The organism is Amycolatopsis pretoriensis, assembly GCF_900107925.1.
GTDB classification, from domain to species: Bacteria; Actinomycetota; Actinomycetes; order Mycobacteriales; family Pseudonocardiaceae; genus Amycolatopsis; species Amycolatopsis pretoriensis.
Genome location: NZ_FNUJ01000001.1, coordinates 1,155,419 through 1,166,468 on the forward strand (window position 1 = coordinate 1,155,419; position 11,050 = coordinate 1,166,468).

Consider the following 11,050-nt stretch of genomic DNA (forward strand, 5'->3'; position numbering starts at 1 on the left):
GTGTCGCGCCCGAGGGCCCCCGTTAGGGTCTGGCCCCGTGCGACTCGGACTGAATCTCGGCTACTGGGGAGCGGGGAACGACCCCGCGAACCTGGCCCTGGCGAAACAAGCGGACGAACTGGGCTACGCCGTCGTGTGGGCGGCGGAGGCGTACGGCTCGGACGCCGTGACCGTGCTGACCTGGATCGCCGCTCAGACCACGCGGATCGACGTCGGTGCCGCCGTGCTGCAGATCCCGGCCCGGACGCCGGCGATGACCGCGATGACCGCCGCGACCCTCGACACGCTCTCGGGCGGCCGGTTCCGGCTCGGCCTGGGCGTGTCCGGCCCGCAGGTGTCCGAGGGCTGGCACGGCGTGCGGTTCGCTTCGCCGCTGGGCCGCACCCGCGAGTACGCGTCGATCGTGCGTTCGGCGTTGCGGCGTGAACGGCTGAAGTTCGAGGGCGAGCACTTCACGCTGCCGCTGCCGGACGGCCCCGGCAAGGCGCTGCGGCTGACCGTCCGGCCCGCGCGCAAGCACATCCCGCTCTACCTGGCCGCGATCGGCCCGAAGAACCTGGAGCTGACCGGGGAGATCGCCGACGGCTGGCTGCCGGTGTTCTTCTCGCCGGCGCACGCGGGGGAGCAGCTGGCTCAGCTGCGGGCCGGCGCCGAGCGGGCCGGCCGGACGCTCGACGGTTTCGACGTCGTCCCCACCGTGCCGCTCGTCCCGGGCGAGGACTGGAAGGTGTGCGCGGACGCCGTCCGCGGGTACGCGGCGCTCTACCTCGGCGGCATGGGCAGCCGGGAGAAGAACTTCTACAACCGGCTGGCGGCCCGGATGGGCTTCGAAGCCGAAGCCGCCGACGTGCAGGAGAAATACCTGGCCGGCGACCGCGCCGGGGCGATGGCGGCGGTGCCGCTGGAGTTCCTCGACGCGACGTCGCTGCTGGGCCCGAAGGAACGGATCGCGGAGAAGATGACCGAATTCGCCGAGGCCGGCGTGACGACCCTGTCGGTGTCGCCGTTCACCCCCGACCCGGCCGGCGCGCTGACCACCGCCGTCGAGGCACTCGAGCTGGCGGGGGTGGCCTGACGTGGGCTGGTTCGAAGCCTTGGTCCTGGGCCTGGTCCAGGGCCTGACCGAGTTCCTGCCGATCTCTTCGAGCGCGCACCTGCGGATCGTCGCGGCGCTCGTCGGCTGGGACGACCCGGGCGCGGCGTTCACCGCCGTCACCCAGATCGGCACCGAGCTGGCGGTGATCATCTACTTCGGCCCGAAGATCGGGAAGATCCTGCGCGCCTGGTTCTTCTCGCTGTACAAGCCGGACTGGCGCCGCGACCCGGACGCCCGGCTCGGCTGGCTGATCATCGTCGGGTCGCTGCCGATCGTGGTGCTCGGCCTGCTGCTGCAGGACCAGATCGACAGCGCGTTCCGCGACCTGCGGATCACCGCGACCGTGCTCATCGTGTTCGGCCTGATCCTGCTCTACGCCGACCGCGTCGGGAAGCAGGAGCGGACGCTGGACCACCTGACGGTGCCGCACGGCCTCGGCTTCGGTTTCGCGCAGGCGCTGGCGCTGATCCCGGGCGTCTCCCGCTCGGGCGGCACGACCAGCGCGGGCCTGCTGCTGGGCTACACCCGCGCGGAGGCCGCGGAGTACTCGTTCCTGCTGGCGCTGCCGGCGGTGTTCGGGTCGGGCGTGTACAAGCTCAAGGACATCGGCTCGGGCGAAGTCCCGGCCCAGTGGGGCCCGACGATCCTGGCGACGCTGGTCGCGTTCGGCGTCGGCTACGCGGTGATCGCGTGGCTGATGGCCTACATCAAGAAGCGCAGCTTCGTGCCGTTCGTGATCTACCGGCTGGTCCTCGGCGTGCTGCTGTTCGTGCTGATCTTCACCGGCGTGCTGGACCCGAACGCGGGCCCGGTCGGCCATTGATCGCGGCCACGTAGGCTGGGCGTCGTGAGTACGGTCATTCTGCTGAGGCACGGCAAGTCGACGGCCAACGGGTCCGGCATCCTCGCCGGGCGTTCGCCCAAGGTGAACCTCGACGACACCGGCCGCGCCCAGGCGGAAAAGCTGGTCGAGCGGCTGGACGGCGTGCCCCTTTCGGGGCTCGTCGTCTCGCCCATGCTGCGGTGCAAGCAGACCGTCGGCCCGCTGGCCGCCGCGCGCGGTCTGGACAAGGTCGTCGAGCCCGGGCTGTCCGAAGTGGACTACGGCGACTGGACCGGCAAGGAGCTCAAGCACCTCGCCAAGGAGCCGCTCTGGCGGGTCGTGCAGGCGCACGCCTCCGCCGCGGTCTTCCCCGGTGGCGAAGGGCTCGCGGCGATGCAGGCGCGGTCGGTCGCCGCGGTCCGCGCGCACGACCGGCGGATCGCCGCCGAGCACGGGGACCACGCCGTCTGGCTGCTGTGCAGCCACGGCGACGTGATCAAGTCCATCCTCGCCGACGCCCTCGGCCAGCACCTCGACGCCTTCCAGCGGATCGTCGTCGACCCGGCGTCGATCTCGGTGGTGCGCTACACCGAGACGCGGCCGTTCGTCACGCGGGTCAACGACCACGGCGGCGACCTGCGCGGGATCGTGCCGCCCGAGCCGAAGCCGAAGCGGGGCAAGAAGGCCGCTTCGGGCAGCGACGCCGTCGTGGGCGGTACCACCGGCCGGTGAGCTTGGCCACCTCCGGAAAGCGCTGACATCGGCACCGGCGGACCACGTAGGGTGGCGGGACCGAGTGTTGTACCCCCACCAGGAGCCTGCCCCGATGATTTCGCCGGACAACCCGTTCGCCGCACCCAGTGAGCTGCCCTACGCCCTGCCGCCCTTCGACCGGATCGCCGACGAGCACTACCGGCCGGCGTTCGAGGCGGGCCTGGCCGAGCATGCGGCGGAGATCGAGCAGATCGCGGCGCAGGACGCCGAGCCGACGTTCGAGAACACCGTCGTCGCCCTCGAGCGCGCCGGTGAGCTGCTGAGCCGCGTGGCGAGCGTGTTCTACAACCTTTCCGGCTCCAACAGCACCGACGAGATCCAGGCGACCCAGGCGGAGTTCGCGCCGAAGCTGGCCGCCCACCACGACGCGATCCACCTGAACCCGAAGCTGTTCGCCCGCATCGACGCCCTGCACGCGAAGCGCGACGAGCTCGGCCTGGACGGGGAGTCGCGGCGGCTGCTCGAACGCCGGCACCTCGACTTCAGCCGCGCGGGCGCCGGGCTGGGCGAGGCCGAGCAGGCCCGCCTGCGCGAGCTGAACGCGCAGCTGTCCACGCTGCAGACGAAGTTCCAGCAGAACCTGCTCAAGGACACCAACGAACTGGCCGTCGTCATCGACGACCGCGCCGAGCTGGCCGGGTTCGGCGACGGCGCGATCGCCACCGCGGCCGAAGCGGCCTCCGCCCGCGGTGAGGACGGCAAGTACGTCATCCCGCTGACGCTGCCGACGAGCCAGGCGTCGCCGCTGGAGACCCTGAGCGACCGCGACGTCCGCGCGCGGATCCACGCGGCGTCGATGGCGCGGGGCAACCGCGGCAACGACTTCGACAACAATGCGCTCGTCGCGGAGATCGCGCACCTGCGGGCGGAACGGGCCGTGCTGCTCGGCTACCCGAACCACGCGGCGTACGTCATCGCCGACGAAACGGCCAAAACCGCCGAGGCCGCGGCCGGCCTGCTGGAGCGGCTCGCGCCCGCCGCCGTCGCGAACGCCCGCACCGAAGCCGCGGAACTGCAGCGGCTGCTGGAGTCCGACGTCCCGGGCGCGACGCTGCGTCCGTCGGACTGGCCGTATTACGCCGCCCAGGTCCGCCGCGAACGCTTCGACGTCGACACCGAGGCGCTGCGCCCGTACTTCGAGGCCGACCGCGTCTACCTCGACGGCGTCTTCTTCGCCGCCACCAAGCTCTACGGGCTCACCTTCACCGAGCGGACCGACCTGCCGAAGTACCACCCGGAGGTCCGGACCTTCGAGGTGTTCGACGCCGACGGCACGCCGCTCGGCCTGTACCTGCTCGACCTCTACGCCCGCGACGCCAAGCGGGGCGGCGCGTGGATGAACACCTTCGTCGACCAGTCGCAGCTGCTGGACCGCAAGACGGTCGTGGTCAACGTCCTCAACGTCGGCAAGCCGCCGGCGGGGGAGCCGACCCTGCTCACCTTCGACGAGGTCGTCACGGCGTTCCACGAGTTCGGCCACGCGCTGCACGCCCTCGTCTCGGCGGTCCGCTACCCGACGTTCTCCGGCACCAACGTGCCCCGCGACTTCGTCGAATACCCGTCCCAGGTCAACGAGATGTGGATGCTGTGGCCGGAGGTGCTGGCCCACTACGCCAAGCACCACGAGACGGGGGAGGCCCTGCCTCAGGAGCAGGTCGACAAGCTCCTCGCTTCCCAGCAGTACGGCGAAGGCTTCTCCACCACCGAATACCTGGCGGCGTCCCTGCTCGACCAGGCCTGGCACCGCCTCGGCGTCGACGACCGCGTGGCGGAGGTCCAGCGGTTCGAGACCGACGCCCTCGTCAAGGCGGGCGTCGCGGTCGACGCCATCCCGCCGCGCTACCGCACCACGTACTTCGCCCACATCTTCAGCGGCGGCTACAGCGCCGGGTACTACTCCTACATCTGGAGCGAAGTCCTCGACGCCGACACCGTCCAGTGGTTCCGGGAGAGCGGGGGACTGACCCGTGAGAACGGCGACCACTTCCGCCGCACCCTCCTGGGCCGAGGCGGCAGCATCGACCCGATGGACGCCTTCCGGGCCTTCCGCGGCCGCGACCCCGAGATCGACCCGCTCCTGACCCGCCGCGGCCTCACCGGAGTCTGATCCTTCTAGCTGTATAACGACCTATACTGCGGCCCGATCTTGGAAAAGATCGGGCCGCAGTCGTTCCGTCCGCCCGAAAACACGCTAGGACGGACGGGATCGGCTTCCCCCGGGACCGCACGTCCGTGACCTCTCCCGCCAGCAGCGCGGAGCTAACTTGGGGCTTCGGCAATTCTCGGGGAGGGAGATTCGATGAACGGATCACGTCGGGTTTCGGTCGTCGTGGCCTTGTTCGTGCTGGCGTTGAGCAGCCTGTTCGTGGGGCAGGCTTCGGCCGGGACGCAGACGGCGGCGACCACGGAGGCGACCTGCACCGGCGCCGGTTCCTGCTGGTTCACCTGGGGTCGCATCACGGCGGGCGACTGCACGATGGACCAGGCCAAGTGGACGTTGAACCGGAACGGCAGTGCGTCGTTCGAGGCGGTGATCATCAGCAGCGACAGCGACGACGCGTGGCTGATGTGGCCGGTCGCCACGGATGTGAACGGTTTCGTGCTGGGCCCGATCACGCACGGGGGTGACCCGAAGTTCGTGCGGGGCACGGTGAAGAACCAGTGGACGTGGTGGTTCGACGCAGGGTCGTTCGACCCGGCGTGGTTCGACCGGATCCAGAGCATGCGGCTGACGAGTCACTGCTGATCGCTCGCCCCGGGTGCCCGCGCGGGCACCCGGGGCGAGTCCCGCTGCGGCTAGGAGACCAGGCCGAGCCAGGCTTCCGCGAGGGCGCAGTGGCCGGCCGGGGTCGGATGCACGCCGTCCGCGGACCAGTGTTCCGGTCCGGTTTCCGCGGAGAGTTCGGCGAACATGCGGTCGGCGGTGATCAGGTGGGCGCCGTATTCGGCCGCGAGGTGCCGGACGACCTGGATCTTGGGGTCGAGGCCGGCTCGCCAGTCGCGGCGCACGTCGGCGTCGATGCGGATGTCCCCGGCTTCGGTGACCCCTTCGACCGGCAGGAGGAACGGTTCGATGAGGATCAGCTCCGCGCCGGCTTCGGCGAGGGGTGCGAGCAGGCGGTCGTAGCCCGCCGCGAACTCGTCCGTGGAGACTTCGCTGCGGTGTGGGTCGAAGGTGTGGCGTCCGTTGTCGTTGACGCCGACGAGGATCGAGACGACGTCGGGGTGGGCGTCGAGGACGTCGGTCCGCCAGCGGGCTTCGAGGTCGGTCACGGTGTGGCCGGCGTCGGCGGTGTCGATCCAGGTGATGGGGCGATCGGGGTGGCGGAAGCACCATTCGCCGGCGACGAGCAGGGGGTAGCCGCAGCGGTCTTCGCCTTCCGGTCGCCAGAGGGTGGTGATGGAGTCGCCGGCGAAGAGCACGGTGCTGTGGGGTTTCAAGGTGATCGTCATGCGGTCGAGGGTGGCGGGGGCGGCTGGCGGGGAACGCACAGCGGGCTGGCATCCCCCGCCAGGGGCGTGTCAGCCGGCGGCGACGATGTGGTCGACGAAGCCGTAGGAAAGGGCTTCGTCGGCGTCGAACCAGCGGTCGCGGTCGGCGTCGGTGGTGATGCGTTCGACGCTCTGGCCGGTCTGGCGGGCGGTGATTTCGGCGATGCGGCGCTTCATCTTGCCGAAGACTTCGGCCTGGATGGCGATGTCGGTGGCGGCGCCGCTGATGCCGGCGGAGGGCTGGTGCATGACGATGCGGGTGTTGGGCAGGAGGTAGCGCTTTCCGGGGGTGCCGGAGGAGAGCAGGAACTGGCCCATGGAGGCGACGAAGCCGAGGCCGTAGGTGGCGACGTCGGGTTTGACGAGCTGCATGGTGTCGTAGATGGCCATGCCGGCGGAGACCGAGCCGCCGGGGGAGTTGATGTAGAAGGTGATGTCCTTCGCCGGGTCGTCGGCGGCGAGCAGGAGGAGCTGGGCGATGATGCGGTTGGCGACGTCGTCGTTGACCTCGGAGCCGAGGAAGACGATGCGGTCGCGCAGGAGCTGCTGGTAGACCGAGTCTTCGGGGGCGGTGCTCGGGGCCTGCATGTCGGGTGCGGCGAGAAGGGTCATGGGGCTGACGGTAGGGCCGTGGGGTGGGTCGGCGGTGGGGGTTTCGCTGTGAGCGTGCGGAGTTCGCTGCGGGCGATCACGCGAAAGGGCCGCCGTCCGGTGTGGACGGCGGCCCTTGGTCGTGGTGTGGCTCAGATGAGGCCGAGCTTCTGCACGGTGTCGCGCTCTTCGACGAGCTCGGCGACGGAGGCGTCGATGCGGGCGCGGGAGAAGTCGTCGATCTCGAGGCCCTGGACGATTTCGTACTTGCCGTTCTTCGCGGTGACCGGGAAGGAGGAGATGATGCCTTCGGCGACGCCGTAGGAGCCGTCGGAGACGACGCCGGCGGAGGTCCAGTCGCCGGCGGGGGTGCCGTTGACCCAGGTGTAGACGTGGTCGATGGCGGCGGAGGCGGCCGAGGCGGCGGAGGAGAGGCCGCGGGCTTCGATGATGGCGGCGCCGCGCTTGGCGACGGTGGGGATGAAGTCGCTCTCGAGCCAGGCCTGGTCGACCTCGACGGCCTTGCCGCCGACCTCGGCGTGCTGGACCGAGGGGTACTGGGTGGCGGAGTGGTTGCCCCAGATGGCGAGCTTCTTGAGTTCGGTGACGGGGACGCCGAGCTTCTTGGAGAGCTGGGCGAGGGCGCGGTTGTGGTCGAGGCGGGTCATCGCGGTGAAGCGGTCGGCGGGCACGTCGGGGGCGTGCGACTTCGCGATGAGGGCGTTGGTGTTGGCGGGGTTGCCGACGACGAGGACCTTGATGTCGTCGGCGGCGCCGGCGTTGATGGCTTCGCCCTGGGGCTTGAAGATGCCGCCGTTGGCTTCGAGGAGGTCGCCGCGCTCCATGCCCTTGCTGCGGGGGCGGGCGCCGACGAGGAGGGCGATGTTGGTGCCTTCGAAGGCCTGCTTGGGGTCGTCGAAGATGTCGATGCCGGACAGGAGCGGGAAGGCGCCGTCGTCGAGCTCCATGGCGGTGCCCTCGGCCGCCTTGACCGCCTGCGGGATCTCGAGGAGCCGCAGCTTCACCGGGACGTCCTGGCCGAGGAGCTGACCGGACGCGATGCGGAAGAGCAGCGCGTAGCCGATCTGGCCGGCGGCGCCGGTGACGGTCACGTTGACAGGGGCTTGGGTCATTGCGGTACTCCAGCTTGAGACGACTTTGGCTAGTGCCTTGGAGCCTATCCCTCCTCGTGGTCGCCGGTCGGGTGCGTCCAGTCACTCTCGCTGGATCGATCAGGTATCGGAGACGTTGGCGGCGAGCCGGTGCAGGAGGTCGGCGAGCTGGGTGATCTCGGTGTCGGAGAGGCCTTTTCGCATGCGTTCGTCGTGGGCGATGGAGGCGGTGGCGAGTCGCAGGAAGAGCTGTTCGCCTTCCGGGGTGAGGGTGACCAGGTGGACGCGGCGGTTTTCCGGGTCGCGGCGGCGGGTGACGAGGCCGGCGGTTTCCATGCCGTTGAGGTGGTGGGTGAGGGTGGCGCCTTGGATGCCGACGGCGTCGGCGAGTTCGCGCTGGTTGGCGACCGGTCTGGTCTTGAGGGAGATGAGGATCTGCCAGACGGGCTGGGAGCCGCCGGCGGTGGCGAGGGCCTGGTCGAAGGCGCGGCCGGCGGTTTTGGCGGTGCGGGCGAGGACGACGCCGATGGGGGTGGTGGCTGGTGCTGGCACGGTGGGCACCTTACCGCAGAAGTCTAAGCGTTTGACATCTAATCATTAGACATCTAACGTTGCGCTCATCGAACCGGAAGGGGAACCCGATGAGCACCGAAGAGGAGATCCGCGAGTTCGGCCGGGTCTGGGCGGCCGCGGAAGAGCGCGGGGACACCGAGGTCCTGGCCGGCCTGGTCACCGACGGCTTCCGCCTGGTCGGCCCGCTCGGCTTCGTCCTGGACCGCGACCGGTGGCTGGGGCGCTACCGCGGCGGCGGGCTGGTCACCGAAAAGCTGACCTGGACCGACGTCGAGGTCCGCGACTTCGGCGGTACCGCCGTCGCGATCGGCGTCCACGAGCAGCTCGCGACCCACCAGGGCAACCCGGCGAACGGCAGGTTCCGCGCCACCCACGTCCTGGTCCGCGAGAGCGACCGGTGGCGCCTGGCTGGCATCCACCTCAGCCCGATCGGCGGCCCGCCGCCGTTCACGCCGGAACGGGGCGACCGATGAGCGTCGAACTGAACCACACGATCGTGTGTGCCACCGACCGGGAGAAGTCGGCGGAGTTCCTCGCCGGGATTCTGGGCCTGCGCACCGAGCCGGTCGCCGGGCCGTTCGTGCCGGTCCGGCTCGCGAACGGCGTCACGCTGGACTACCTGCGGGTGGAGCGCGTGACGAGCCAGCACTACGCGTTCCTGGTCGGTGACGACGACTTCGACGCCGCGCTGGCGCGGATCGAGCGGGCCGGCGTCGCGTATTGGGCGGACCCGTTCCACGAGCGGGCCGGTGAGCTCAACACCCTGAACGGCGGCCGCGGCGTCTACTTCGAAGACCCGGACGGCCACAACCTGGAACTGCTGACGAGGGGGTAGCCGTGCGGCTGAGCATCGGGGTCACGGACTTCTCGTGGCCGGACAAACCGACCGAAGAGCTGGCGGGTGTCGCGGTGGCCGCCGAAGACGCCGGGCTCGACACGCTGTGGGTGCCCGACCACCTGCTGCAGGCCGACCCGAACAGCACGCCGGATTCGGCGATGCTGGAGGCGTACACGACGCTGGGGTTCCTGGCCGCGCGCACCAGCCGGATCGGGCTGGGCACGATGGTGTCGGCGGTGACGTTCCGGCCGCCGGCGCTGCTGATCAAGGCGGTCACGACCCTCGACGTCCTCTCCGGCGGACGGGCCCGGTTCGGCATCGGGACCGGGCACCACGACGGCGAGGCGCGGGCGATGGGCCTGCCGTTCCCGCCGGTGGGCGAGCGCTTCGAGCGGATGGAGGAAACACTCCGGCTGGCGCGGCGGATGTGGGACGGCGACTCCTCGGCGTTCGAGGGCAGGCACTACCGCCTCGACCGTCCGATCGGGAACCCGCGGCCGGTGCGGCGCCCGCGGGTGCTGATCGGCGGGGCGGGTGAGCGCAAGACCCTGCGGCTCGTGGCGGAGTACGCCGACGCGTGCAACGTGTTCGACATCCCGGACGGCGGGAAGACCGTGCGGCACAAGCTGGCTGTCCTCGCGCGACACTGCGAGGCGGCCGGGCGGCCGTACGGGGAGATCGAGAAGACGATCAGCACGCGCCTGGCGCCGGGGGAGTCCGCGGAGTCGTTCGCGCGGCGGTGCGCGGAGTTCGCGGAGTGGGGGATCGGGCACGCGGTCGTGATCACAGCCGGGCCGTGGCGGGCGGCGGACGTCGCGACGCTGGGGCGGGTCGGGGGCCTGCTCGCGGAGTGAAACGATCAAGCCCGGACGTCGCGGGGTGATCGCGGACGGCGGGCGGCGGTCCGGAGGCGCGAAATCGTTTTCCGGTCCCTTTTATCCGTGGCCCGCTAAATGACGGCTCGAAATTATCGGTATACCGCGTGGCGGGACGGCTACTGCGTGTTGCTCCGTTCAGCGGGGTTTCGGACCATGATCCATTCGCTACCATGGTCGGCGCCCCCGTCCCCAATTAGAATGTATTGGGAAGGATTCCGATGCTTTCTGCGGTAGTTGCTGCCGTTGTGGCGCTGTCCTCTGTGGTCACCCCGCATTCGTGGAACACTCCTCCGCCGCCTGACAAAATCGTCATCGACGTCGTGAACGCCATCGGCACGGGCTGTCCGCCGAACACGTCGGCGGTGGCGGTTTCGCAGGACAACACGGCGTTCACCGTGACCTACAGCGCTTACACGGCGCTGGTCGGGGTCGGTGCCGGCCCGCTGGACGCGCGGAAGAACTGCCAGATCGGCCTGCGCGTGCACGTCCCGCAGGGGTTCACCTACGGAATCGCGCAGGCCGACTACCGCGGATTCGCCCACCTGGAACGCGGCGCGACCGGTCTGGAAAGAGCCAACTACTATTTCCAGGGCAATTCGCCGACGGCGTACATCCAGCATCCGCTGGCGGGGCCGTTCGAAGACGACTGGCATTTCACCGATTCGACGGAAGTCGGCGCGATCGTGTTCAAGCCGTGTGGTGAGGAACGCAATTTGAACATCAACACGGAATTGCGGGCCGCGGCCGGGACGTCGGATCCGAAGAAGACGACGAGCTACGTCACGATGGACTCGACCGACGGCAGCATCACCACGGTGTACCACTTCGCGTGGCTGCAGTGCCCGTGACCTGATCGCGGTGAACCGGGGCGGC

13 protein-coding genes are annotated in these 11,050 nt (G+C 70.0%); 9 read left to right on the plus strand and 4 right to left on the minus strand.

From position 1 onward, the window contains the following. The first annotated feature begins 37 nt into the window (after positions 1-37). The 5 genes from BLV96_RS05365 to BLV96_RS05385 all read left to right on the plus strand — a co-directional run bounded on the left by BLV96_RS05365 (position 38) and on the right by BLV96_RS05385 (position 5,439). Positions 38-1,075 carry an LLM class F420-dependent oxidoreductase gene (locus tag BLV96_RS05365; RefSeq protein WP_086678077.1) on the plus strand — a complete coding sequence of 346 codons (1,038 nt, stop codon included), beginning with the start codon at positions 38-40 and terminating at the stop codon, positions 1,073-1,075. Position 1,076: 1 nt separating this feature from the next. Further along, the gene (locus BLV96_RS05370; protein WP_086678075.1) at positions 1,077-1,919 is read left to right on the plus strand and encodes an undecaprenyl-diphosphate phosphatase; all 843 of its coding nucleotides are present in this window, start codon (positions 1,077-1,079) and stop codon (positions 1,917-1,919) included. Positions 1,920-1,943: 24 nt separating this feature from the next. Next, entirely contained in the window at positions 1,944-2,651 is a 708-nt protein-coding gene (locus BLV96_RS05375) for a histidine phosphatase family protein (protein WP_086678073.1), read from the plus strand. Positions 2,652-2,745: 94 nt separating this feature from the next. Beyond that, positions 2,746-4,800 (plus strand): M3 family metallopeptidase, encoded by a 2,055-nt coding sequence (locus BLV96_RS05380; RefSeq protein ID WP_086678071.1) that lies wholly within the window; start codon positions 2,746-2,748, stop codon positions 4,798-4,800. Positions 4,801-4,992: 192 nt separating this feature from the next. After that, positions 4,993-5,439 (plus strand): DUF6294 family protein, encoded by a 447-nt coding sequence (locus tag BLV96_RS05385; RefSeq protein ID WP_086678069.1) that lies wholly within the window; start codon positions 4,993-4,995, stop codon positions 5,437-5,439. A 50-nt stretch (positions 5,440-5,489) separates the two neighbouring features. Here BLV96_RS05385 and BLV96_RS05390 read toward each other — a convergent pair whose 3' ends face one another. The 4 genes from BLV96_RS05390 to BLV96_RS05405 all read right to left on the minus strand — a co-directional run bounded on the left by BLV96_RS05390 (position 5,490) and on the right by BLV96_RS05405 (position 8,440). Beyond that, positions 5,490-6,146: an SGNH/GDSL hydrolase family protein gene (locus BLV96_RS05390; protein ID WP_086679192.1), complete on the minus strand. Its 657-nt coding sequence runs from the start codon at positions 6,144-6,146 to the stop codon at positions 5,490-5,492. A 69-nt stretch (positions 6,147-6,215) separates the two neighbouring features. Beyond that, positions 6,216-6,797, minus strand: a complete 582-nt coding sequence (locus BLV96_RS05395) for a ClpP family protease (protein ID WP_086679191.1) — start codon at positions 6,795-6,797, stop codon at positions 6,216-6,218. Positions 6,798-6,928: 131 nt separating this feature from the next. Further along, positions 6,929-7,909: a malate dehydrogenase gene (locus BLV96_RS05400; protein WP_086679190.1), complete on the minus strand. Its 981-nt coding sequence runs from the start codon at positions 7,907-7,909 to the stop codon at positions 6,929-6,931. A 99-nt stretch (positions 7,910-8,008) separates the two neighbouring features. Beyond that, complete coding sequence (locus BLV96_RS05405) at positions 8,009-8,440, minus strand: MarR family winged helix-turn-helix transcriptional regulator (RefSeq protein ID WP_086679189.1); 432 nt, start codon at positions 8,438-8,440, stop codon at positions 8,009-8,011. Positions 8,441-8,529: 89 nt separating this feature from the next. Here BLV96_RS05405 and BLV96_RS05410 point away from each other — a divergent pair, with 89 nt between their 5' ends. The 4 genes from BLV96_RS05410 (at position 8,530) to BLV96_RS05425 (ending at position 11,025) form a co-directional block, all read left to right on the plus strand. Beyond that, a complete protein-coding gene (locus BLV96_RS05410) occupies positions 8,530-8,934 on the plus strand; it encodes a nuclear transport factor 2 family protein (protein ID WP_086679188.1) in 405 nt (134 codons plus the stop codon). Further along, positions 8,931-9,296 (plus strand): VOC family protein, encoded by a 366-nt coding sequence (locus BLV96_RS05415; RefSeq protein WP_086679187.1) that lies wholly within the window; start codon positions 8,931-8,933, stop codon positions 9,294-9,296. The genes BLV96_RS05410 and BLV96_RS05415 overlap by 4 nt, the downstream gene beginning before the upstream one ends. A 2-nt stretch (positions 9,297-9,298) precedes the next feature. Beyond that, positions 9,299-10,153, plus strand: a complete 855-nt coding sequence (locus BLV96_RS05420; RefSeq protein ID WP_086679186.1) for an LLM class F420-dependent oxidoreductase — start codon at positions 9,299-9,301, stop codon at positions 10,151-10,153. Positions 10,154-10,395: 242 nt separating this feature from the next. Beyond that, complete coding sequence (locus BLV96_RS05425; RefSeq protein ID WP_167379533.1) at positions 10,396-11,025, plus strand: DUF4360 domain-containing protein; 630 nt, start codon at positions 10,396-10,398, stop codon at positions 11,023-11,025. The last annotated feature ends 25 nt before the right edge of the window (positions 11,026-11,050 follow it).

Bases quoted from the DNA above. Each gene is read 5' to 3' on its own strand.
- BLV96_RS05425 (WP_167379533.1), top strand. From the start codon at position 10,396: ATGCTTTCTGCGGTAGTTGCTGCCGTTGTGGCGCTGTCCTCTGTGGTC.
- BLV96_RS05385 (WP_086678069.1), top strand. From the start codon at position 4,993: ATGAACGGATCACGTCGGGTTTCGGTCGTCGTGGCCTTGTTCGTGCTG.
- BLV96_RS05415 (WP_086679187.1), top strand. From the start codon at position 8,931: ATGAGCGTCGAACTGAACCACACGATCGTGTGTGCCACCGACCGGGAG.
- BLV96_RS05380 (WP_086678071.1), top strand. From the start codon at position 2,746: ATGATTTCGCCGGACAACCCGTTCGCCGCACCCAGTGAGCTGCCCTAC.
- BLV96_RS05390 (WP_086679192.1), bottom strand. From the start codon at position 6,146: ATGACGATCACCTTGAAACCCCACAGCACCGTGCTCTTCGCCGGCGAC.
- BLV96_RS05400 (WP_086679190.1), bottom strand. From the start codon at position 7,909: ATGACCCAAGCCCCTGTCAACGTGACCGTCACCGGCGCCGCCGGCCAG.
- BLV96_RS05395 (WP_086679191.1), bottom strand. From the start codon at position 6,797: ATGACCCTTCTCGCCGCACCCGACATGCAGGCCCCGAGCACCGCCCCC.
- BLV96_RS05410 (WP_086679188.1), top strand. From the start codon at position 8,530: ATGAGCACCGAAGAGGAGATCCGCGAGTTCGGCCGGGTCTGGGCGGCC.